Source organism: Burkholderia sp. LS-044 (genome assembly GCF_004803625.1).
GTDB classification, from domain to species: domain Bacteria; phylum Pseudomonadota; class Gammaproteobacteria; order Burkholderiales; family Burkholderiaceae; genus Burkholderia; species Burkholderia cepacia.
This window is the reverse complement of the sequence record NZ_SSWO01000001.1, coordinates 1043697-1066287: the sequence shown is the minus strand read 5'-3', so window position 1 is coordinate 1066287 and position 22591 is coordinate 1043697. Positions and strand designations below refer to the sequence as shown.

The following is a 22591-nucleotide window of genomic DNA, read 5'->3' as shown; positions in this document are numbered from 1 at the left end:
GTGAGCGCGTGGAGACCATCGGTCGGCGCGCAGGAGGGACATCATGACGGAACGGGATCACGAGATCGCCGATCTCTCGAAGGAATTGCTGGGCCGGATCGTGCAAGGCACCGTTGCCGGCGGCGCGGTGGTGGATGCGGAGCAGTGCGCGGCGCTTGCCGTGCAGTGCGCGACGGCGCTGGTCGACAGGCTGGAAGCGCTCAGCGGCTGAGCGCGGCAATCACGCGTGGCGGCGATTCGGGCGGCAATTCGGACGACGGCCGGCGGCCGCGGCCGGCATCACGCGCGATACGTGGCGCGTGCGTGACACGTCGCGCCTTACGCTTCGACGCGCGCCTCGCCGTCCGCGCGCACGGCGCCCGGCGGCTTGCCCACCACGCGCTTGAACGCGCGGCTGAACGCGGCGAGCGAGCCATAGCCGAGCCGGTACGCGACGGCCTCGATCGTCTCGTGGTCGCGCGTGATCCATTGCGCGGCGAGCCGCATCCGCAGCTCGGTCAGGTAGCGCACGGGCGTCATCCCGGTGGCCGCGAGAAAGCGTTCGGCGAACACCGAACGTGACACGCCCGCTTCGGTGGCGAGTTCCGCCACGCTCCAGTTGCGGCCCGGATCGCGATGCAGCGCGACGATCGCGCGGCCGAGCTTCGGTTCGCGCAGCGCCTGCACCCAGCCCGTCGCGTCGCCGCAGCCGCATTCGACCCAGCCGCGCACGATGAACGCCGCGACCACGTCCGCGAGCCGCGCGAGGATGCCGGCGAAGCCCGCGCGCGCCGAGCAGGATTCGCGCTCCATCGCATCGAGCATCGGGCGGATTTCCGGGTAGCGCGCGAGCAGCGTGCCGACGTGCATGAACTCGGGCATCGTGCCGACGAGCGGCTGCATGCCGCCGAGATCGAGCTCCATGCACGCGCTGAAGATCAGCGCGTCGCCGGCACCCGGCTCGGTCGTCGCGCAGCTTGCCGGCGACGCGCCCGCCGACGCCACCGACGCGACCGTATCGCAGATCTTCGCGACCTCGAAGCCGTTGATCTCTCGGCACGGCGCATCGGGGTCGGAGACCAGCGCGTGCATGCCGCCGTGCGGCAGCAGGATCGCGTCGCCGGCTTCGAGCTGCATCGTCTCGCCGTTCGCGTCGCGCAGCAGCACGGGCCCGCGCCCGACGAAATGGAACTGCGCGCGGCCCGGCGCATCGCCGAAACTCAGCCCGAACGGCCGCGCCACCTGGATGCGGCGGTACTGGACGCCGCTCAGGCGCATCCCCAGCAGCAGTTCGCTGACGAGGTCGTGTACGTCGGACGCGGAGGAAGGCAAGGGCTCGGACATGGCGAGATTCGGACGATCGATCAACAAGAGCGGATTGTATGTCATAGACCGTCCTGCCGTGGTTCCTTACGATACGCCGTCATCGGTATTTTCCCTAAACGACACGGAACGACGCATGAATCCCGGAATTTCCTCTGTCGCCGCGACGGCGGCCCCCCGCGAACCGGCCTGGGGCGCGGTATTTGCGATGGCGCTCGGCGTGTTCGGGCTCGTCACGGCCGAATTCCTGCCCGCGAGCCTGCTGACGCCGATGGCCGAGAGCCTCGGCGTGACCGAAGGCGTCGCCGGGCAGGCCGTCACGGCCACCGCGACGGTGGCGCTCGTCACGAGCCTCCTGATCTCCGCGGTGACGCGCACGATCGACCGGCGGCGCGTGCTGCTCGCGTTTTCGGTGTTGCTCGTCGCGTCGAATCTCGCGGTCGCGTTCGCGACCAGCCTGACGATGCTGCTGATCGGCCGCGTCGTGCTCGGCGTCGCGCTGGGCGGCTTCTGGACGATGGCGACGGCCACCACGATGCGGCTCGTTCCGACGGCGATGGTGCCGCGTGCGCTGTCGATCATCTTCAGCGGCGTGGCGGTCGCGACGATCGCGTCCGCGCCGATGGGCAGCTACTTCGGCCACCTGATCGGCTGGCGCAACGTGTTCCTGATCGCGGGCGCGCTAGGCGGCATCGCGTTCGTGTCGCAGCTCGTCACGCTGCCGTCGCTGCCGCCGAGCGGCACGACGCGGCTGCGTACGCTGATCGACGTGCTGCGCCGGCCGACCGTCGGCCTCGGGATGTTCGCGACGATCCTCGTGTTCACCGGGCATTTCGCGTTCTTCACGTATCTGCGGCCGTTCCTCGAACAGGTCGCGGGCGTCGGCGTGAACGGCCTGTCGGCGATCCTGCTCGGCTACGGTATCGCCAACTTCGTCGGTACGTCGCTCGCGGGCCGCGTGCTCGAACACCGGCTGCGGCCGATGCTGATCGCGATGCCCGCGCTGATGGTCGTGCTCGCCATCGCGCTCGTCGCGCTCGGCCGCGCGCCGATGATCGATGCGGTGCTCGTCGCGTTGTGGGGGATGGCCTTCGGCGGCGTGCCGGTCGCGTGGTCGACCTGGGTCACGCGCACCGTGCCCGATGAAGCCGAAAGCGCGGGCGGGCTGATCGTCGCAGCGATCCAGCTTGCCATCGCGACGGGGGCGGCGGCCGGTGGCGTCGTGTTCGACGCGAACGGCGCGGCTGGCGTGTTCGTGGGCGCGGCCGTCGTGCTGGCCGTCGCGGTCGCGGCGATCGTGACGGGCGTGCCGAAGCGGGTCGGCGTCGCCGCGTCCTGACCGGCCGGCGGGCCGGCGCGGTGGTGCGGTGGTGCAGGCCCGCCGGCGGCCGTCCGCTCGTCGAGCGTCAGGCGGTGCCGGCGCCCGCGATGCGGTCGAGGTCCGCGAGCGCATCGTCCGGCAACACGAGGCCGGACGTCGCGAGGTTCTCGTGCAGATGCGCGAGCGACGACGTGCCGGGAATCAGCAGGACGTTCGGCGCGTGGCGCAGCAGCCATGCGAGCGCGACCTGCATCGGCGTCGCGCCGACGCGCGCCGGCACGTCGGACAGTGTCGACGACTGCAGCGGCGAGAAGCCGCCGAGAGGAAAGTACGGCACATAGGCGATGCCGTCGCGGGCGAGCGCGACGATCAGCGCGTCGTCGCCGCGATGTGCGACGTTGTAGCGGTTCTGCACGCACACGATGTCGCAAATCCGCCGGCCCTGCGCGATCTGCGCGGGCGTGACGCCGCGCCCGTCGCGCAGCAACCGGCCCGGTTCATGCGGCGGCGCGTGCCGATCGCGGCGGCCGGCGTTCATCGTGCATCGCCTAGCCGCCCTGCCTGACCATCTCCGCCAGCGTCTTCATCGCCTGCAGGTACGGATACGGCCCGTGACTGATGCGGGCCACGCCGTAGTCCGCGAGTTCGGCCAATGTCGGCGTTTCCGCGACGCGCATCACGTTCACCGGCAGCGGCGATGCGGCCGTCAGCGCGCGAATGAGCGCCGGCGAGCGCAGCCCCGGCACGAAGAGCCCGTCGGCGCCGGCCGCCGCGTACGCGCGTGCGCGGGCCAGCGTGGCATCGAGCAGGCGCTCGTCGTGCGTGTCGGCCGGCGCTTTGAAGAACACGTCGGTACGCGCGTTGATGAAGTAGTCGGCGCCCGCGCGATCCGCCGCCTGCCGTGCTGCCGCGAGACGGGCTGCGGCGGCTTCGACGTCACGCAGTTCGCCCGTCGCCGGAAAGCTGTCCTCGAGGTTGCAGCCGATCGCGCCGGCCTCGATGCTGAGCGCGATCGTTTCGGCGACATCTTCCGGCCGCTCGCCGTATCCGCTTTCGAGATCGACGGTGACGGGCAGGTCGGTCGCGCGCGTGATGCGCTCGAGCACCTCCATCATGAGCGCGCGCGGCATCTGCTCGCCGTCGACGAACCCGTTGGCCGCCGCGACCGACCAGCTGCCGGTTGCCAGCGCGACGGCGCCCGCGTCGGCCGCCGTGCGCGCGCTGCCGGCATCCCACACGTTGAATAGCGCCAGCGGCTGGCCCGCGCGGTGAAGCGACCGGAAATACGCGCCTTTCTCGTTGCTGCTCATGTTTGTGTCTCCTTGTGGAAAACCGGGTCGGTCGTCGTGCCGAACGATACTGCCACCGAATCGAGCGCCGCGAGAAAATCGCGCGCGTCGAACAGTTCGCCGAGACTGCGCACGCCGCCTGACACCACGGTGTTGCCCGTCATCAGGCGCACGGCGGCCTCGACGATGATCGGTGCGCTGACCGCGTAGATGTCGCGCCCGGATGCGGTCGCGCGGTGGGTCGTGCCGCCCTGCACGACGATCGCGTCCATCGCGAATTGCTGCGCCGAGCGGCCCAGCGCGTCGGTCGGCACGGGCGGCGGCGTGGCGGCATCGCGCACGTCGCGCAGCGCGAGCGTCGCGAGCCACGATTCGATCGTGTCGATGCGCAGGTGACGCGAGAGCGTCATCACTTCCGAAAACGGCAGCAGCGTGACGTCGACCCGGCCGATCGGCGGCGGGAACGGCCATGCGCGTTCGCGTGCGGTCGACGGCACCGGCGTCGGCTTTCCGTCCTTCTGCACGAGCCGTACCGCGCGGTTGCGTTCGCCCGTCACGCGCGTGCCGCGCGTCGGGTGCCAGCGGTCGAGCCCGGTCGCGATATCGACGCGCTCGATCGGCTGGTTCCTGTCCACGACGGCCGTGACGAGCAGGTCGGCCAGGCCGCCGTAGAACGCCGCGGCCGGCACGACGGTCACGCCCGCGGCACGTGCCCGGGCATCGCAGTGTTCGGCCAGCGCCAGCACCGACGGCTGCTCGGCCGTCAGGTCGAGATAGGGGATGCCGGCCCGCAGTGCGGCATCGGCCAGCGGCAGCGCGGTATCGAGATACGGCCCCGCGCAGTTGATCACGGTATCCGCGCCGCGCAGCGCGGTGTCGAGCGCGGCCGGATCGTCGATCGCGGCGACGCGCGCGAGCGACGCTTCGCCGCCGCCTTCCGCGAGCCGCGCCGCATCGCGGCCGATGCGGATCGCGCGCAGGCCGCGCCGTGCCAGTTCGGCGACGACAAACCGCCCGGTATGACCCGTGGCGCCATAGACTGCAACCGTCATTCGATCGTCCATGATCAACTCCGATACAGAACGGTCTGTTTTATAGTACAGACCTGTATCGTCGTCAATCCCGCGGTGCTATGATCGGCTCACTGTTGCGGCAAGGGCGGCCAGCATGGCCGGGTAGGGATGAAAAAGGAAACAGGTACACCAGGGAACGCGCCCGATACGCGCGAACGCATTCTGCAAACGGCCAGCGAGCTGTTCTACCGGGAGGGCACGCGCGCGGTCGGCGTGGACCTGATCGTCGCGCAGGCGGGCGTGGCGAAGACGAGCCTCTATCGTCACTTCGCGACGAAGGACGACCTGATCGAAGCGTTCCTGCTGCGCGAGGACGCCGATTTCTGGGCGCATTGGGATGCGGTGGCCGCGCAGTACCGGCGCACGCCGCGCGAGGAACTGGATGCGCAGCTGCAATGGATCGGTGAACGCATCGCGCGCCCCGGCTATCGCGGTTGCCCGCAGATCAACATCGCCGCCGAATACGCGGATGGCAATCATCCGGCCCGCAAGGTGGCCGTCGCGCACAAGCAGGAGCTGCGGCGCCGGCTGACCGAACTGGCGGGCGCGATGGGCGTCGACGAACCGGAAACCTTCGCGCTGCGGCTCGCGACCGTCATCGACGGCGCGCTGAGCAGCGGGCAGGCGCTGCATGCGCACGGGCCCGTGGCCTTCCTGCAGGAATTCGCCCAACTGCTGTTGCCGAAGAAGGGCCGGAAGCAGGCCGGCCTGCCGCGGTAAGTCGCGCGCCGGTTCCGTTCAGCCGCGTTCGGCCGGATCGACGGACAGCACACGCAACTGGCCGCGCAACTGATCGACTTCCCCCGGTGCGAACGGCCGTTCGATCTCGGCATGCGTCTGCTGCCACAGCGGAAATGCCTCGGCCAGCAGGTCGTGGCCGGCCTGCGTCAGTTCGAGCAGACGGCTGCGCCGGTCGTCCGGGTCCTGCGCGATCGTGACGAGGCCGCGCCGCTCGAGCGGTTTGAGCGCGGCCGTGAGCGTGGTGCGATCCATCGCGAGCACCGATGCGACCGATTTCATCGGCGCCGGCTGCGGCCGGTTCAGCGACATCAGCAGCGAAAACTGGCCGTTGGTGAGGTCGAGCGGGCGCAGCACATCGTCGAAGATCCGCGCAAGATTGCGCGCCGCGCGCTGCATGTGCAGGCACAGGCAGCAATCGCGCACCATCAGCGTCGTTTCGAAAGGGAGCTTTTCTTTTCGTGCCATGTTGCAATTGTGTTGATATCAACCTATCGTGTCAAGGTCGAGGCGCGGCAGTCCGTCGTGCCCGTCACCGGAGGAGGCGGCATGAGTGCTCAACAGCAGTTGTATCTCGCGGTATTTCTCGGCGCCAAGGATAGCCCGGCCATGAAGGCCTGGCTGGCGCTGCCGGATGACGAGCGGCGCACCCGCGAGCGCGACGGCATCGCCGCGTGGCATGCATGGGTCGACCGCAATCGCGACGCGATCGTCGAGATGGGCGGGCCGCTCGGCAAGACGAAGACGATCGATGCGGCCGGCGTCACCGACACGGCGAACGAGATGAGCGGCTTTACCGTCGTGCGGGCGGCGTCGCACGACGCGGCGGCCGCATTGTTCGAAGGCCATCCGCATTTCACGCTGTTCCCGGGCGTGGCGATCGACGTGATGCCGGTGCTGGCGATTCCCGGCGCGTAAACGACGAGCGAGGCCAGGCGTTGCGGATCGGCGAGGCGCCGTGGCTGGCATGCGGAAATTTCCGACATTCTGGATGGAGACTGGCGATGAAGCTTTACGGATTTGCCGGCACCCGCACTCAGCGCGCGCTGTGGGGGCTGAAGGAGCTGGATGCCGACTTCGAGTTCGTCTCGGTGAACCTGCTCCAGGGCGAGCACAAGCGGCCCGAATTCCTGCGCCTCAATCCGGCCGGCAAGGTGCCCGTGCTGGTGGACGGCGACCTCGTGATTCCCGAATCGGCCGCGATCGTGCTGTATCTCGCGGACAAGTACCCGGAGAAGGCGCTGCTGCCGGTCGATCTGGCGCTGCGCGCGCAGGCCTACCGGTGGGTGATGTTCGCGGTGACCGAGCTCGAGCAGCCGCTGTGGCGGATCACGCGGCATTCGTTCCTCTATCCGCCGGAGAAGCGCTCGCCGGCCGACATCGAGCTGGCGCGCGAGGATTTCAGGACGATGGCCGCGATTCTGGACAAGCATCTGGAAGGGCGCGAGTTCATCGTCGGCGACACGCTGACGGTGGCCGATTGCGTGACGGCTTACCTGATCGACTGGGCCGGCGAGTGCAACCTGATCGAGTCTTTCCCGCAGTTGCGGGCGTACCTCGAACGGCTGTATGCGCGGCCGAAGGCGCCGCAGCGGATCGCGGACGCGCGCAAGGCGGCGTGAGCGTGCGGCGGCCGGCCATGGGCCGTATCGGCCAGGCCGGCCGTTTCGTTTGCGCAGTGGGGGAATGCCTGCCGGCCGCGTGTCATGGCGTTAAAGCGTGCGTCGCGCGCGCAGGCGCATACGCTCACGCCACGTCGTCAGGCCCGCCGAGCGCGCGACACAGCATCGACAGGTCGTTGAGCGTAAGGTGCGGCGCGGCGGCCTGTTGCTGCACACGTTCCGGTTCCGGATGCGTGTCGCGAACCACCCACGCTGCCTGAAGCCCCGCGTTCAACGCACCGACGATATCGAGGTGATAGTCGTCCCCGACGTGCAGCAGTTCCGCCGGCTGCACGTCGAGCGTTTCCGCCGCCGCATGGAAGATCCCGGGCTCCGGCTTCGCGACCCCGAACGCCTGTGCGCTGAGCGTCGCACGAAAGTATTCGCCGCCGCCGGTCATTCGCAGGTCGGCGTTGCCGTTGGTCACGGCGATCAACGGAAACCGCGCGCTCAACCACGCGAGCGCGGGCAACGCATCGTCATAGAATTCGACCCGGTTGCGCGCGGCAAAGAACGCCGCGTACGCGTGCTCGGCGAGCGCGACATCCTCGTTCGCACGCTCCAGCGCAAGCCGGATCGATCCGATCCTCATCGCACGGAAATCGCCGGCGAGCCCGGGGCACAATCGTTCGTATTCCTCACGCAACCCGCTCAACGCCTGCTGCGTGGACAGCACGCGCGCGGTACCGGGCGCGTGCTCGATCAACCATGCGTGAAGCGCCGCTTCGGCCCGTACGACGGCCGGCCCGAACGGCCACAGGGTGTCGTCCAGGTCGAACGAGAGGGCGGAAACTTTGGCGAGACGCATGGCGGTTGACGAGAGAGTTTCGTTTACCACGGCCACGGAATGGAAATTCCGGTGCCGTTTTCGAGGGCCTGTCGATACAGGAAGCGGGCGACGGTCAGGTCCTGAAGCGCCAGCCCGGTCATGTCGAAGACGGTGATCTCGTGCGGCGCGCGGTCGACCGACGCGGTTCCGGCGAGGATGTCACCGATTTCAGTGCGTGGCAAATCCGGCGCCCACTGGCACTCGCCGATGCTGCGGGCCTGATCGTGATCGTCCACGACGATGCGCGCGCGTTCCAGCACGCCTGCCGGAAGCTCGCGCTTGCCGGCCGTGTCGGCGCCGACGCAGGTCAGGTGGGTGCCCGGCCGAACCGCATCCGCATCGAACAGCGCGCCGCCGCCCGGTGTTGCCGTGATGACCACGTCGCTATCGGCCACCGCGTCGTTCCGGTCGCGTGCCACGCCGATCGTGCATCGCTCCCGGAACGCCGATTCGAACTCCGGGTCGGGCTCGCCGCTGACGTTCACGTACCGCACCGTGCACCGTTGCGGCAGCAGCCCGAGCGCGTAGTCGAGCTGGACGCGCGCCTGCACGCCCGTGCCGAACACGCAGATTCGCGTGCTGTCGCGACGCGCGAGCAGTTGCAGCCCGAGGCCGCCGGCGGCACCGGTTCGCGCGGTGGTGATCGCATTGCCGTCCATGATGCACAGCGGGCGGCCCGTGGCCGGATCGAACAGCGCGACGGTGGCCTGATGCGGTTCGCCGCCGAGCGCCCGGTTGCCGGGCCAGAACCCGGCCGCCTTGAAGCCGAGCAGTTCCTGGCACGCGACGTCGCCCGACTTGATCCCGAATACGCCGCCCGTGTGCAGCTTCTCGCGAACCACCGGAAACACGCGCCCGGCCCGTTGACTGTGCAGCACGAAGGCTTCGCGAACCGCCGCCGTCACTTGCGCGGCCTCGAGGGCGGGTTCGACGGCATCGCGGTCGAGAAGCAGGAGTCGGGCGTCTGTCGGCATGTTCGGGCAAGCGCTTTCGGCGCAATGCAAAACGAGGTGTTTAAATTTTGTCCAGATTTGGACAAATAGTCAATGCATCGACGACACGGTGCGGCCGCGCGGTTCGGCTCACCACCCGTAGAAGCGCGGCCACGCCCGCGCGCTGCCGTCGTCGCCGATCGCCTGATACTCGGGATGTTGCGCACCGGTGGCGCACGCGTGATTCGGCAGGATGCGCAGGCGGGTGCCGATCGGAAACCGTTGCGCAATGCCGGAGTCGGGCGCGCTCGCGCGCGACACGATCCCGTGCTCCTGGTTGGCGGCGCTCATCACGTAGTCGCCGAGCACGTCGCCGTGTTCGGTGCAGACCTGCCCGTAGCCGAAATCGCGCGCCTGACGCTGCGTGCCGCGGTCGCGGCTCATCGCCATCCAGCCTGCGTCGACGATCGCCCAGCCTCTCTCTTCCTGGTGCCCGATGACGGTGGTCAGTACCGACAGCGCGATGTCGGACAGGTCGCACACGCCGATGTTGTGCATCACGAGGTCGAACATCACGTACACGCCGGCACGCACCTCGGTGACGCCATCGAGGTGTCGCGCCGCGAGCGCTGTGGGTGTCGAGCCGATACTCACGACCGGGCAGGGCAGCCCGGCGGCCCGGAGGCGTTCTGCCGCGCGCACGGTGCGGCTGCGCTCCTGTTCGGCGATGGCCGCCAGCGCTTCGGGCGTGCTGTATTCGTAGCTCGAGCCCGCGTGCGCCATCACGCCGCCGAGCACGAGCCCGCCGTCGACCAGCGCGCGGCCCACGTCGATCAGCAGGCCGGCGTCGGGCGGGATCCCCGAGCGGTGGCCGTCGACGTCGACCTCGATCCACACTTCGAAGCGCTCGCCATGCGCGCGCCCGAATTCGGCGATCGCGTGTGCAGCCGGCAGGCTGTCCGTGACCAGCTTCAGGTCGCAGCCCTGCCGGCGCAGCGCGAGCGCCTGGCCGAGCTTCGCGGGCACCATGCCGACCGCGTAGACGATGTCGCGGATACCGTGCGCGAAAAACTGTTCGGCTTCCTTGAGCGTCGACACCGTGACGCCTTGCGCGCCCGCGGCGATCTGGGCATCGACGACGTGCGTGCATTTGGTGGTCTTGACGTGCGGCCGGAACCTGACGCCGAGCGCGTCCAGATGTGCCTGCATGCGGCCGATGTTGTGACGCATGCGGCCGACGTCGATCAGGGCGGCCGGGGTGTTGAGGGTTTGAAGGTCCACGATGCGTTGCCTCGGAATGTTGCCGGTGCGAGCACTGTAGACGCGTCGACGGGCCGCGTGTTTAACGCAACGCTAATACGGCATTAAACACCGTTTAATCGACCGGATCGCGCGAGCCCGAGCCCGAGCCCGAGCCCGGTGCCACTCATGCCTTGCCGCGCCACGGCGGCGGGCTCAGCAACCGCGTCGCGGCTTCGAGGAATACCCGTTGCCGCGCGGAACGGCCGGTGCGCGACGGCAGCAGCGCCGTGACCGGCGCGGGCGGCAGGTGCCAGTCGGGCAGCAACCGGACGAGCCTGCCGTTCGCCAGCAGCGGAGCGACGTCCCACTCGGAGCGCTCGACGATCCCGAGCCCGGCCAGCGCCCATTCGGTGATGACGGTGCCGTCGTTGGAGGACAGCGCGCCGGTGACGCGGATCACGGCGGACCGGCGTGGGGCACCCTTGACGTCGCCGCCGGACGAGAAGCGCCATCGCGGGATGTCCTCGTCGTTCTCGCGCAGGCACAGGCAGTCGTATCGGGCCAGGTCGGACGGATGGTTCAATGCCTCGATGCGACGGGCATAGGCAGGGCTCGCGCACAGAAATCGCTCGTTGGGCGCAAGCGGATAGCCGATCCACGACGACGACTTGAGGCTGCCGACGTGCACGACCACGTCGGCCCCCGACGCGCTGGTCAACGGGCTGTCCGACAGGTGGAGCGCGATGTCGAGTTTCGGGTGCGCGCGCTGCAGGTCGCGCACGATCCGCGCGACGTACTTTCGCCCGAAGCCGAGCGGGGCGACGACGCGCAGCGTGCCCCGCACGTCGCCGTGGTCGCCTGAAATGCTGACCGGCAGCGCGTCCACGCGCTCGAGAATGTCGACGGCTTCCTGGTACAGCCGTTGCCCTTCGTCGGTCAATGCGATCCCTTTCGGTTGCCGCACCGCGAGCCTGGCGTTCAAGCGCGCCTCCATCCGCTGCAGGCGGATCGTGACCGCGGGCGGCGTGAGATCGAGCAGCCGGGCGGCGGAGGCCAGCGAGCGCGACGTACCGATCGCGCGTACGAGCCGAAGGTCGTCGAGGTCGAGCATTTCGTGTCTCTTAATGTGAACGATGCAGGGCATTAAACCGCATATCACGCGTCGTAGCCATCGAGGCGGCGGCGCGGGCGACATGGCCGGTGTCGACGGTTTAAAGAACCGTCGCGTTGCGCCGATATAGAGACGACGTCCGGCTTTCTGTGCAGCGTGTCCAGACCAGCACGGTGCATGCCGTGGAAGGCCGGGACCTATTCCAACGAAAAAATGGAGCCTCTCACCTTATGAAGTCCGTCTTTACCCGTCCCCTGGCAGGCCGCCTCGCAATCGTCGTCGCGGCCGCTTCGCTCGCCGCGTGCGGCGCGACGAACCCGCTTCAACAGGCCGGCCAGGGGATCATGGGCGCGCTGACGTCCGACGCGGGCCGGACCGACGTGTCGAGCCAGAAGCCGGTCGTCCTGAAGATTCCGAACGATCCCGGCATCCAGCCGCGCAAGGTCGCGCCGTATTCGACGGTCATCGTCCGCGATGTCGGCTACGACAGCCGCAGCGTGCAGGTCATCGCGAACGCGCAGTACTACCGGCTTCGCTTCGAGAACCTGACGCCCGGATCGTTCGTTGTCCATGCGCGTACGGACAACGGGGTCGCCGGGTCGGGCGTGAAGTACGACGTCAACTTCAACGTGCAGGAATCGCCGAAGGGTTATCAGGTCGCGTTTCAGCCGATGACGCGCAACGCCTATCAGCAGGGGCTGATCGGCAAGTTTCCGGTGCCGAACTTCAACGACGCTGACCTGCGCACGCAGTTGACGTCGCTGCAAATCGTCTACCGCTTCGAGGTGGATTCGCCGTACAACTCGGAATCGGTGACCGCGAACTTCATGCGTCTCGCGCGTCCGATGACCGCGCGGCAGGGCTGGGCCGATCCCGTGACGGGCAAGATCTACAGCAGCTACTTCGTGTCCACGCTGCATGGTCGCGACATGACGTATGTCACGCAGGTGTATCCGTACCACAACGGGTCGAAGGCGGTGATCACGGCGGTGATCACCGGTGTCGAAACCGCGCCGGATACGGTCGACTTCGGCGTGCTGATCAACGATGCGCGCCACATGCTCGAGAACATCGCGAAGTCCTGATCGTGTGCCCCGGGGCTGCGCGCCGCGTCACGCGCGCAGCCCGACAATCAGCGACCGATGCGCGGCGACCCCGGCCATCACGCCCGACGCCGACGCGAACGTCGCGTTGGTCATCGGCGTCGACGCGTCGCCGGCCACGAACACGCCGGCGACGTTCGTCTCTTTCCCCGCATCGACGCGCACGACAGGGCCGAGCGGCCCGTCGTCGAATGCACAGCCGAGCTGCTGCGCGAGATCGCTCGCCATTGCCGTACGCGCGCCGACGAACAGCGCATCGACCGGCACGACCTGCCCGTCGGCGAGCCGCAACGCTTCGATACGCGGCGCGTCGCCCAGGATTTCGACGACCGGCGAGCGCTCGATGCGTACGCCGCGCGCGTCGAGCAACGCGGCTTCTTCGTGGTTCGCTTCGACCACGCCCTGCGTGAACCACGTCGTCGGGCCCCAGTCTGGAATCAGGATCGCCTGGTGCACGGACAGCGGATGCGTGGCGAGCACGCCGAGCCGCCGGCCGCTCACCTCGTACCCATGGCAGTACGGACAATGCAGCACGCTGACGCCCCAGCGTTCGGCGAGCCCCGGCAGCGCGGGCAGTTCGTCGCGGATGCCGGTCGCGAGGATCAGCCGGTCGGCACTGGCTCGGCTGCCGTCGGCCAGCGTCACGTGGAAGCGGCCGTCCGCATCGCGTTCGGCCGTGCGCACGTCGCCTGCGATCCGCTGCACGGTCGGATAAGCGGCGAGTTGCGCGGCGGCTTCCTCGACGATCTGCGCGGGCGGCTTGCCGTCCTGCCCGAAAAAGCCGTGCGCGTGCGCGGCAAAGCGGTTGCGCGGCCGGCCGGCGTCGATCACGAGCACGCGGCGGCGCGCCCGCGCAAGCTGCATCGCGGCCGACAGCCCCGCAAAGCTGCCGCCGATCACGATGACTTCATGATGGTCATGCATGCACCCGCTCCTTTCCTGAACCTGCGTGATTGAAGGACGTGTTCCGATGGCGGCCAACTCATGGAACACGAGAAGTTGCATGATAGGGCGGTGGTATCATTCACGCAACTTCAAAAGTTTCGAGAGAGGGGCGCCGCCCGTGAGAACCGATAGCCGCTTGTCGCGCATGCTGCACGTGCTGATCCACATGGACCAGGCCGACGGCCCGCTGACGTCGGAGACGATCGCGACGATGCTGGGCACGAACCCGGTGGTCGTGCGACGCCTGCTCGGGGGCTTGCGCGACCACGGGTACGTGCAGTCGGAGAAGGGGCATGGCGGCGGGTGGGCGCTGAGTGTCGCGCTCGACGACATCACGCTGCTCGACGTCTATGGCGCGGTGGGCGAGCCGCCGCTGTTCTCCGATCTCGTCACCGACGACGAGGCCGAATGCCTGGTCGAGCAGGCCGTCAACGCGCACCTGTCAGCTACGCTGAAAGAGGCCGAGACGACGCTGCTCGCCCGCTTCGGCGAAGTCACGCTCGGCATGCTGTCGCGCGATTTCGAAGCGAAGGCGGCCCGGCGGCGCAAGCCGCGCTGACGCGCTGCAGCATCGCGGCCGGGCACGGCCGCCGTGCGCGCCGGCGCGGCCGAAACCGTCGCGCCGCGATGTTCTGTCCCCCAACTTCTGCCCGGTTCGCCCGCCACAGGGCAAAATACGGGTTTTCCGCACCCGCGAGGGCGCGACCGAATCACGCGCCGGGCGGCGGCAGTGCGCAATCCGCACGCCGCTGCCCGGCGCCCAGGCAAGATCGCTCGCCGTGTCGCGAGCCCACAGGAGTCCAGACCTCATGCCCGAATCCAACCTGTCCTTCTTCGGCCGGCTGTCGCTTGCCGTCGGCACGTTCTTCTCCGTGCTCGGCAACCGCGAGTTCGCGGCCGGCGTGCTGCGCGTGCGCGACGGCGCCCCGGCGCCGGTCGCGCCGACCCCGACCCCGGCCCCGGCTGCCGCGCCCGTTGCGCCGGCCCCCGCACCCGTGAAGGCGCCTGCTCCCGAGCTGCGCGAAGCGAGCCCGCAGGCCGCACTGCAACTGCTCGGCCTGCTGCAGCGCGATGCGCGCTTCATCGACTTCGTCGAGGAAGACATCGCCGGTTATGCGGACGCCGAGATCGGCGCGGCCGCGCGCCTCGTGCACGACGGCTGCCGTGCCGCGCTGCGCGAACACTTCACGATCGTGCCGGTGCGCGACGAAGCCGAAGGCAGCCGCGTGACGCTGCCGGCCGGTTTCGACGCGACGGCCGTGCGCGTGACCGGCAACGTGGTCGGCTCGGCGCCGTTCACGGGTACGGTCAGCCATCGCGGCTGGCGGGTGGCCGACGTGCGCCTGCCGAAGCTGACGGGCAGCCACGACGCCTCGGTCGTCGCACCGGCGGAGGTGGAACTGTGAGCGATCCGCGCTATTCGATCGGTATCGATCTCGGTACGACCCACTGCGCGCTGTCGTATGTCGACAGCGCCGCGAGCGACGGCGAAACCATCACGCAGCAGGTGCTGCCGATCGCGCAGCTCACCGCGCCCGGCGCGCTGGAGTCGCGCGACCTGCTGCCGTCGTTCCTCTACCTGCCGCATGAAAGCGAACTCACGCAGGGCGACCTGACGCTGCCGTGGACGGCCTCGCGCGCCTTCGCCGTCGGCGAGATGGCGCGCACGCGCGGCGCCGGCACGCCGATCCGCCTCGTGTCGAGCGCGAAGAGCTGGCTGTGCCACCCGGGCGTCGATCGCCGCGCGGCGATCCTGCCGAGCGATGCGCCGCCGGAAGTGTCGCGCGTGTCGCCGCTGGAAAGCTCGATCCGCTACCTGACGCACCTGCGCGAAGCGTGGGACCACGCGCATCCCGACGCGCCGTTCGCCGACCAGGACGTGACGGTCACGATCCCCGCGTCGTTCGACCCGGCCGCGCGCGAGCTGACGGCCGAGGCCGCCCGCGCCGCCGGCTATTCGCGGATGACGCTGCTCGAGGAGCCGCAGGCCGCGCTGTACAGCTGGATCCAGAAGAGCCAGGGCGGCTGGCGCAAGCAGGTGCAGGTCGGCGACCTGATCCTGTGCGTCGACGTCGGCGGCGGCACGACCGACCTGTCGCTGATCGCGGTGGTCGAGCGCGACGGCAATCTCGAGCTGCATCGCGTGGCGGTCGGCGAGCACATCCTGCTCGGCGGCGACAACATGGACCTCGCGCTCGCGCACGTCGTCGCGCGCAAGCTCGCGCAGCAGGGCACGCAGGCCGATCCGTGGCAACTGCGGGCGCTCACGTACGCATGCCGTTCCGCGAAGGAAACGCTGCTGTCCGATCCGTCGACCGACGCGGTGCCGCTCGTCGTGCCGAGCCGCGGCTCGAAGCTGATCGGCGGGTCGATTCGCACGGAGCTCACGCGCGCGGAACTCACGCAGACGATCCTCGAAGGCTTCTTCCCGCAGGTCGACGCAGCCGCGCGCCCGGTAAGCCGCGCACGCGTCGGCCTGACGCAGCTCGGCCTGCCGTATGCGCAGGATGCGGGCATCACGCGCCATCTCGCGGCGTTCCTCGGCCGCCAGGTCGCGGCGCTCGACTCGCTCGAGGGCGTGCAGCGCACGCTGCCGCAGGGCGCGACGTTCCTGCACCCGACTGCCGTGCTGTTCAACGGCGGCGTGTTCAAGTCGACGCTGCTCACGCAGCGCGTGCTCGATACGCTCAACCACTGGCTCGCCGCCGAAGGCGCGCCGCCCGCGCGCCTGCTCGAAGGCGCGGATCTCGACCTCGCGGTCGCGCGCGGCGCCGCATACTACGGCTACGTGAAGCGCGGCCGTGGCGTGCGCATTCGCGGCGGCACGGCGCGTGCGTACTACGTCGCGATCGAATCGGCGATGCCCGCGGTGCCGGGGCTCGAGCCGCCGGTGCAGGCGCTGTGCGTCGCGCCGTTCGGGATGGAGGAAGGCTCGGACGCGGCGCTGCCGCCGCAGGAGTTCGGCCTCGTCGTCGGCGAACCGGTGCAGTTCCGCTTCTTCGGTTCGTCGGTGCGCCGCCAGGACCAGGTCGGCACGCTGCTCGACTACTGGTCGCCGGAGGAACTGCAGGAGCTCGAGGAGATCCAGGCGACGCTGCCGGCAGAAGGGCGCACCGTCGGCGAGATCGTGCCCGTGAAGCTGCATGCGCGCGTGACCGAAGCCGGCACGCTCGAACTCGAGGCGATCCCGAGCGGCACGAACGAGCGCTGGAAGGTCGAGTTCGACGTGCGCGGCGCCGCCTGAGCGCGATGAAGCGCTATACGGTCGGGATCGACCTCGGCACGAGCAATACGGTCGTCGCTTACGTCGAGGCCGGTTCCGACGCGATCCGCGTGTTCGACGTCGAGCAGCTGGTCGGCCCCGGCGCGGTGGCCGCGCAGCCGCTGCTGCCGTCGGTGCGCTATCACCCGGCGGCGGGCGAGCTGCCGCCGGACACGTTGCGGCTGCCGTGGGCGGTCGCCGCGAAAGCAAACGCGAACGCGGCCGCCGATCCGCCGGCCGTGATCGGTCGCTACGCGCGCACGCTCGGCGCGCAGGTGCCGGGCCGGCTCGTCACGAGCGCGAAGAGCTGGCTGTCGCACGCGTCGGTCGACCGGCTCGCGGCGATCCTGCCGTGGGGCGCGGCCGACGGCGTCGAGAAGGTGTCGCCGGTCGATGCGAGCGCGAGTTATCTCGCGCACGTGCGCGATGCGTGGGACGCGCGTTTTCCCGATGCGCCGCTCGCGAAGCAGGACGTGATCCTGACGGTGCCTGCGTCGTTCGACGACGGCGCGCGCGCACTGACGGTCGAGGCCGCGCGACGCGCGAAGCTGCCCGCGCTGCGGCTGCTGGAAGAGCCGCAGGCCGCGTTCTACGACTGGCTGTACGGCCAGCGCGACACGCTGCGCGACACGTTCGCCGCCGCGCGGCGCGTGTTGATCTGCGACGTCGGCGGCGGCACGACCGACCTCACGCTCGTCGATGTCGCGCCGGGCGACGACGGCGAGCCCACCTTCACGCGTGTCGGCGTCGGCAACCACCTGATGCTCGGCGGCGACAACATGGACCTCGCGCTCGCGCGCCTGGTCGAGGCGCGGCTGACCGAGCCCGGCACGCGGCTGTCGGCCGCGAGCCTGTCGCAGCTCGTCGAGCGCTGCCGTGCGGCGAAGGAGCGGCTGCTCGGCGACGATGCGCCGGCGTCGGTCACCGTCACGCTGCTCGGCGCGGGCAGCAGGCTCGTCGGCGGTGCGCGTTCGGCCGAGCTGACGCGGCAGGAAGTCGAGCAGATCGTCGTCGACGGGTTCTTTCCGCAGGTCGAAGCCGGCGAGCTGCCGCGCCGTGCGCGCGCCGCGATCGTCGAATTCGGGCTGCCGTATGCGAGCGACGCGGCCGTCACGCGGCATGTCGCCGCGTTCCTGCAGCGCCATGCGGACGGCCCGCTGCCCGACACGCTGCTGCTCAATGGCGGTGTGTTCCGCGCGGGCGCGCTCGCCGGCCGTCTCGCGCAGACGCTCGGCGCATGGCGCGGCGCGCCGCTCGACGTGCTGCACAACGCGCATCCGGACGTGGCCGTCGCACGCGGCGCCGTCGCGTACGGGCTCGCGCGCGCCGGGCATGCGCCGCGCATCGGCGGCGGGTCCGCGCGCAGCTATTTCCTCGTGCTCGACGACGACGCGGCCGATTCCGCCGCGCGCGGCGTCTGCCTGCTGCCGCGCGGTGCGGAAGAGGGCCGCGAGATCCGGCTCGACGATCGCACGTTCGCGTTGCAGCTCGGGCAGCCGGTGCGTTTTCACTTGATGTCGACCGTGGCCGAGACCCCGTACCGGCCCGGCGATCTCGTCGATCTCGACGGCGGCGATTTCGTGCGGCTGCCGCCGATCGCGACGGTCGTCGACGCGAAGGCGGGCGGCGACGCACGCGAAACGCCGGTGAAGCTCACCGCGTCGCTGACCGAGGTCGGCACGCTCGAGATGCATTGCATCGCGACCGACGACGCGGCGCGCCGCTGGAAGCTCGAATTCCAGTTGCGCGGCGATGCGCCGGTGCACGGCGACGACGCCGCGCCCGCGCGACATCCGCGGCTCGACCAGGCGATCGAGCTGATCGAGCGCTCGTTCGGCAGCAAGGCTGCGGGTGTCGCGCCGAAAGACACGCGCCGGTTGCGCGCGCAACTCGAACAGGTGCTCGGCGCGCGTGAAGCGTGGGACGTCGCGCTCGCGCGCGAGCTGTTCGACGCGCTGCTCGCGCGCGCACGCCGCCGCCGCCGTTCGGCCGATCACGAGCGCGCGTGGCTGAACCTTGCCGGTTATTGCCTGCGTCCGGGTTTCGGTCATCCGCTCGATGCCTGGCGCATCGAGCAGCTGTGGCCGCTGTTCGACGACGGGATCCAGTACGTGACCGACGGGCAGGTGTGGTCGGAGTGGTGGACGCTGTGGCGGCGCGTGGCCGGCGGCCTCGACGACGATGCGCAGACGCAGGTGCGCGACGCGATCGCGTTCCTCGAACCGTCCGACGACAAGCGGCGCAAGCTGCCGTTCGATCCGGGCAAGGTCGGCCCGGCCGACATGACGCGGCTGTCCGCGTCGCTCGAACGGCTGCCCGTCGAGCGCAAGGTCGAACTGGCCGAACGCCTGATCGCGCAATTGCAGAAGCCTGCCGAGCGTGCGCTGTGCGCGTGGGCGCTCGGGCGCATCGGTGCGCGCCGGCCGTTTTACGGCAGTGCGCACAGCGTCGTGCCGGCGGAAGTCGCCGGTGGCTGGCTCGATGCGCTGTTCGCGCTCGACTGGAAGCAGGTCGAGCCGGCCGCGTTTGCCGCTGCGCAGATTGCGCGGATGACCGGAGACCGTTCGCGCGATTTGCCGGACGTGACGCGCGACGCGGTAATCAAGCGCCTGTCGGCTGCGAATGCATCGTCGGCGTGGATCGACATGGTGCGTGAAGCGATCGCGTTCGACGAAGCCGACACGGTGCGCGTGTTCGGCGAGACGCTGCCGGCCGGGTTGAAGTTGCTGGCGGGGTGAGCGGCGCGCTGGGGCGACGGTATCGTCCGGATGCCTGAGCGTGCCGTCGATGTTCACGGATTCGACGACCTTGAAAAAACGGCTGCCGATGCATCGGCAGCCGTTTTCGTTTGCACGGGTCGTGCGCCGGTCAGACCTGCGGCATCGCCTCACGCAACGCTGCGGCCGACTCCACGGCGATCACATCCGGCGCAACGGCCCGCCGCGCGAGATGAATCCCCGCGAGCATGCAGCGCACCGACCCGCCGGCCAGCTCGATCGTCGGCACGTCGAGCGGCAGCAGCCGCGCGGAGCGCTCGATTACGGTGCGCTGGTCGCGCGTGAGGCAATCGAACGCGCGCCGCGACAGCGCGAGCACACGCCCGTCCTTGCCCGACAATTCCAGCGTATTGCCCGCGAAATTCGCGATCTGCGAGGGATCGAGCGCGATCACCGCGCGCCCCGTTTCGGTCAGGCGTTGCGCGATTTCGCCGCGACGCCGGCTGTCGGCGATCAGGTCGAGGCCTACCATCGCGAACTCGGTGGCGACGCTCATCATCACGTTCGTGTGATAGATCGCGCGCCCGTCGGCATCGGCCGTGTCGAAGCAGATCGGCTCGAAATTGAAATGCGTGCAGAAGCGTTCGAGCGCGACCGGATCGGCGCGGCGCGAGCGCGCGGTGTAAGCGATCCGCGCGACGTGGTCGAGCACCATCGCGCCGGTGCCTTCGAGGAACACGTCGTCGTATTCGAGGCCCGAGTAGTCGATCACGTCCTGCACGCGATATTCGGCCTTCAGCATCTCGATCACGTCCGCGCGCCGCTCGCGGCGGCGATTCGGGCTGTACATCGGATACAGCGCGACATGGCCGCCCGGGTGCGTCGAGAACCAGTTGTTCGGGAACACGGAATCAGGCGTGTCGCGCTCGCCGTGGTCGTCGAATACATGCACGCGCACGCCCGCATCGGCGAGCGTCTGCGCGGCGGCCGTGACTTCGTCGCGCGCGGCGGCCGATACCGACGGCAGGTCGGGCGCGCCGTTGCCGGCCGTGCGCTGGAAGGCGTTGTCGGCCGCGGTCTGCGGGTTCGGCAGGAAGCGGTGCGGCCGGATCATCACGACGGCGGCCGGCGCCTGGATCGATACGAGATTCATGACAGGCAGGAACGAAGGGCAGGAAAACGGGCGGCGCACCTGCCGCCCGGGCATCGCGGTCAGCGCGCGAACGCGGCGACGGCTTCGGTCACGTATGCCGCGTGACCCTGCGCGATCGCGGCCGGATCGTCGATCAGCGCGAACAGGTTCTTCGGGTCGACGGCCGGCGGAATCAGCGCGATCTCGACGCCCGCGTTGTGCTGCTGCGCGAGCGCATAGAGGTAGCGCAGCGCCGAATAATCCTCGAGCGCGAAGCCGACCGAGTCGAACACCGTGACTTCGTCCGCGCGTTCGCGGCCGGTCGTCTCGCGTTGCAGCACGCGCCACAGCTCGGTGACGGGGAAGTCGGCCGGCATCTGCTGAATCTCGCCCTCGATGCGCGACTGCGGCTCGAATTCGACGAACACGCGGCCCGCATGCAGCACGCCCGCTTCGAGCTCGGTCTTGCCCGGGCAATCGCCGCCCACGGCGTTCAGGTGCATGCCGGGCTCGATCATGTCGGCCGTGACGATCGTCGCGTATGCCTTGTCGGCGGTGACGGTCGTCACGATGTCGGCGCCGCGCACGGCGTCGGCGGTCGATGCGGCACGCACGACGCGCAGTGCCGGGTACGCGGCGAGGTTCCGCACGAGCTTGTCGGTCGCGCGCGGATCGACGTCGAACACGCGGATTTCGTCGATGCCGAGCAGCGTATGGAACGCGATCGCCTGGAATTCGCTCTGCGCGCCGTTGCCGATCAGCGCCATCGTGCGCGCGTCGGGGCGGGCGAGTACCTGGGCGGCGAGCACCGACGTGGCGGCCGTGCGCAGCGCGGTGGTGAGCGTGAGTTCGGCGAGCAGCAGCGGGTAGCCGGTGTCGACTTCGGCGAGCGCGCCGAACGCCATCACCGTGTGCATCCCGCGCGCGGCGTTGACGGGGTGGCCGTTCACGTACTTGAACGCGAACAGCGATGCGTTCGCGACGGGCATCAGTTCGATCACGCCGTCGCGCGAGTGGCACGCGACGCGCGGCGACTTGTCGAAGTCGGCCCAGTGCAGGTAATCGGCGCGCAGCGTGTCGACGAGTTCGCGCAGGAACGTCGTGACGCCGGTGCTGGCGATCAGTCGGGCGGTGGCGGGAACGTCGAGGAAGCGGGTCATGCGTCTGTCTCCATGTTCTCAGTGCCGGTACGGATGTCCCTGGCGTTCTGGTCGACCGGGCGGTGCTTCGGCGCGGCGCGGGCTTGCCGGAAAGCGGCGGCGCGGCGTGTCCGGCCGGTCGATACGTCATTATTTCCGCGAGTCGAGCCAACAAATAGACAGCAAAAGTGGCAGATTTATCGATAGACTTGGCAGAATGCCAGCCATATCCGGCAATTTGACAAGTTTCGCTGGCGCGGAATGCGCAGCCTCCGGCACGCTGGCGGCCGGTTCACGTTCAACAGGAAGGTCCATCCATGATCACGCTCGACGATGTCGACCGGCAGCTCATCGCGTTGCTGCGCGACAACGCGCGACTGCCCGTCGTCGCGCTGGCGAAGGCATTGCGCGTCGCGCGCGCGACCGTGCAGAACCGGCTGACGCGGCTGGAGAAAAACGGCGTGATCGTCGGTTATACGGTGCGGCTCAAGCCGGCGGCGGAACGCCACCGGATCCGCGCGCTGATGTCGATCGCCGTGCAGGGCAACCGCGGCGCGGAAGTGGTGAAGGTGCTGCGCGGGCATCCGAACGTGACGTCGATCCACAGCACGAACGGGCGCTGGGATCTCGTCGCCGAGCTGCATGCCGATTCGCTCGAGCACTTCGATCGCGTGCTCGGCGCGATCCGGTTGATCGACGGGATCGCGAATACCGAGACGAGTATCTTGCTGTCGACGCACAAGGCGTGACGCGGGCGGCGCCTGCGTCAGCCCGTGTTCGGGTTGGGTCGGGCGT

At 69.5% G+C, this 22591-nt stretch carries 22 protein-coding genes and 1 pseudogene; 11 read left to right on the top strand and 12 right to left on the bottom strand.

Annotated features, from left to right (window positions below; all coding sequences use genetic code 11):
- Window positions 1-43: 43 nt before the first annotated feature.
- Window positions 44-211 (top strand): hypothetical protein, encoded by a 168-nt coding sequence (locus E9536_RS41305; protein WP_168799495.1) that lies wholly within the window; start codon window positions 44-46, stop codon window positions 209-211.
- Between the two features lie 107 nt (window positions 212-318).
- Here E9536_RS41305 and E9536_RS04880 read toward each other — a convergent pair whose 3' ends face one another.
- Entirely contained in the window at window positions 319-1368 is a 1050-nt protein-coding gene (locus tag E9536_RS04880) for an AraC family transcriptional regulator (protein WP_060171396.1), read from the bottom strand.
- A gap of 70 nt (window positions 1369-1438) precedes the next feature.
- Between E9536_RS04880 and E9536_RS04875 the strand changes: the two genes are divergently transcribed.
- Window positions 1439-2641, top strand: a complete 1203-nt coding sequence (locus tag E9536_RS04875) for an MFS transporter (RefSeq protein ID WP_059695243.1) — start codon at window positions 1439-1441, stop codon at window positions 2639-2641.
- A gap of 67 nt (window positions 2642-2708) precedes the next feature.
- Here E9536_RS04875 and E9536_RS04870 read toward each other — a convergent pair.
- The 3 genes and pseudogenes from E9536_RS04870 to E9536_RS04860 form a co-directional block, all read right to left on the bottom strand.
- Window positions 2709-3089, bottom strand: a pseudogene (locus E9536_RS04870) (aldo/keto reductase); the annotation flags it as partial.
- Between the two features lie 82 nt (window positions 3090-3171).
- Complete coding sequence (locus tag E9536_RS04865; protein WP_091920277.1) at window positions 3172-3933, bottom strand: isocitrate lyase/phosphoenolpyruvate mutase family protein; 762 nt, start codon at window positions 3931-3933, stop codon at window positions 3172-3174.
- The gene (locus E9536_RS04860; RefSeq protein ID WP_136469385.1) at window positions 3930-4976 is read right to left on the bottom strand and encodes a saccharopine dehydrogenase NADP-binding domain-containing protein; all 1047 of its coding nucleotides are present in this window, start codon (window positions 4974-4976) and stop codon (window positions 3930-3932) included. Before E9536_RS04860 ends, E9536_RS04865 begins: the two co-directional genes overlap by 4 nt.
- 117 nt (window positions 4977-5093) lie before the next feature.
- On the opposite strand from E9536_RS04860, the gene E9536_RS04855 reads away from it, so the two are divergent.
- Window positions 5094-5705, top strand: a complete 612-nt coding sequence (locus E9536_RS04855; protein ID WP_027790784.1) for a TetR/AcrR family transcriptional regulator — start codon at window positions 5094-5096, stop codon at window positions 5703-5705.
- A gap of 18 nt (window positions 5706-5723) precedes the next feature.
- Here the strand turns inward: E9536_RS04855 and E9536_RS04850 are convergent, their stop codons facing one another.
- Window positions 5724-6191 (bottom strand): MarR family transcriptional regulator, encoded by a 468-nt coding sequence (locus tag E9536_RS04850; protein WP_027790785.1) that lies wholly within the window; start codon window positions 6189-6191, stop codon window positions 5724-5726.
- Window positions 6192-6272: 81 nt separating this feature from the next.
- On the opposite strand from E9536_RS04850, the gene E9536_RS04845 reads away from it, so the two are divergent.
- Window positions 6273-6641, top strand: a complete 369-nt coding sequence (locus E9536_RS04845) for a hypothetical protein (protein ID WP_136469384.1) — start codon at window positions 6273-6275, stop codon at window positions 6639-6641.
- Window positions 6642-6727: 86 nt separating this feature from the next.
- Window positions 6728-7345, top strand: coding sequence for a glutathione S-transferase family protein (locus E9536_RS04840; protein ID WP_059693726.1), 618 nt, complete (start codon window positions 6728-6730; stop codon window positions 7343-7345).
- A 124-nt stretch (window positions 7346-7469) separates the two neighbouring features.
- Here the strand turns inward: E9536_RS04840 and E9536_RS04835 are convergent, their stop codons facing one another.
- From E9536_RS04835 to E9536_RS04820, 4 genes are all read right to left on the bottom strand, one after another.
- The gene (locus tag E9536_RS04835) at window positions 7470-8192 is read right to left on the bottom strand and encodes an HAD family hydrolase (protein ID WP_059693727.1); all 723 of its coding nucleotides are present in this window, start codon (window positions 8190-8192) and stop codon (window positions 7470-7472) included.
- 23 nt (window positions 8193-8215) lie between these two features.
- Entirely contained in the window at window positions 8216-9187 is a 972-nt protein-coding gene (locus tag E9536_RS04830) for an ornithine cyclodeaminase family protein (RefSeq protein WP_136469383.1), read from the bottom strand.
- A 108-nt stretch (window positions 9188-9295) separates the two neighbouring features.
- A complete protein-coding gene (locus tag E9536_RS04825) occupies window positions 9296-10426 on the bottom strand; it encodes a DSD1 family PLP-dependent enzyme (protein ID WP_136469382.1) in 1131 nt (376 codons plus the stop codon).
- A 145-nt stretch (window positions 10427-10571) separates the two neighbouring features.
- On the bottom strand, window positions 10572-11498 hold the full coding sequence (locus tag E9536_RS04820) for a LysR family transcriptional regulator (RefSeq protein WP_124840269.1): 927 nt from the start codon (window positions 11496-11498) through the stop codon (window positions 10572-10574).
- Between the two features lie 230 nt (window positions 11499-11728).
- Between E9536_RS04820 and E9536_RS04815 the strand changes: the two genes are divergently transcribed.
- Window positions 11729-12583 carry a hypothetical protein gene (locus E9536_RS04815; protein ID WP_021158371.1) on the top strand — a complete coding sequence of 285 codons (855 nt, stop codon included), beginning with the start codon at window positions 11729-11731 and terminating at the stop codon, window positions 12581-12583.
- A 27-nt stretch (window positions 12584-12610) separates the two neighbouring features.
- On the opposite strand, the gene E9536_RS04810 is transcribed toward E9536_RS04815, so the two are convergent.
- Complete coding sequence (locus E9536_RS04810; protein WP_059693732.1) at window positions 12611-13525, bottom strand: NAD(P)/FAD-dependent oxidoreductase; 915 nt, start codon at window positions 13523-13525, stop codon at window positions 12611-12613.
- Window positions 13526-13664: 139 nt separating this feature from the next.
- On the opposite strand from E9536_RS04810, the gene E9536_RS04805 reads away from it, so the two are divergent.
- The 4 genes from E9536_RS04805 (at window position 13665) to E9536_RS04790 (ending at window position 19546) form a co-directional block, all read left to right on the top strand.
- Window positions 13665-14105 carry an Rrf2 family transcriptional regulator gene (locus tag E9536_RS04805; protein WP_042974024.1) on the top strand — a complete coding sequence of 147 codons (441 nt, stop codon included), beginning with the start codon at window positions 13665-13667 and terminating at the stop codon, window positions 14103-14105.
- A gap of 250 nt (window positions 14106-14355) precedes the next feature.
- The gene (locus tag E9536_RS04800) at window positions 14356-14952 is read left to right on the top strand and encodes a DUF2760 domain-containing protein (protein ID WP_136469381.1); all 597 of its coding nucleotides are present in this window, start codon (window positions 14356-14358) and stop codon (window positions 14950-14952) included.
- Window positions 14949-16790, top strand: coding sequence for an Hsp70 family protein (locus tag E9536_RS04795; RefSeq protein WP_136469380.1), 1842 nt, complete (start codon window positions 14949-14951; stop codon window positions 16788-16790). The genes E9536_RS04800 and E9536_RS04795 overlap by 4 nt, the downstream gene beginning before the upstream one ends.
- 5 nt (window positions 16791-16795) lie before the next feature.
- The gene (locus tag E9536_RS04790; RefSeq protein WP_136469379.1) at window positions 16796-19546 is read left to right on the top strand and encodes an Hsp70 family protein; all 2751 of its coding nucleotides are present in this window, start codon (window positions 16796-16798) and stop codon (window positions 19544-19546) included.
- A 130-nt stretch (window positions 19547-19676) separates the two neighbouring features.
- On the opposite strand, the gene E9536_RS04785 is transcribed toward E9536_RS04790, so the two are convergent.
- Window positions 19677-20678 (bottom strand): arginine deiminase-related protein, encoded by a 1002-nt coding sequence (locus tag E9536_RS04785; RefSeq protein WP_136469378.1) that lies wholly within the window; start codon window positions 20676-20678, stop codon window positions 19677-19679.
- Between the two features lie 59 nt (window positions 20679-20737).
- Complete coding sequence (locus E9536_RS04780) at window positions 20738-21817, bottom strand: ornithine cyclodeaminase (protein ID WP_136469377.1); 1080 nt, start codon at window positions 21815-21817, stop codon at window positions 20738-20740.
- Between the two features lie 296 nt (window positions 21818-22113).
- On the opposite strand from E9536_RS04780, the gene E9536_RS04775 reads away from it, so the two are divergent.
- Complete coding sequence (locus E9536_RS04775) at window positions 22114-22545, top strand: Lrp/AsnC family transcriptional regulator (protein WP_027790799.1); 432 nt, start codon at window positions 22114-22116, stop codon at window positions 22543-22545.
- Window positions 22546-22591: the final 46 nt, after the last annotated feature.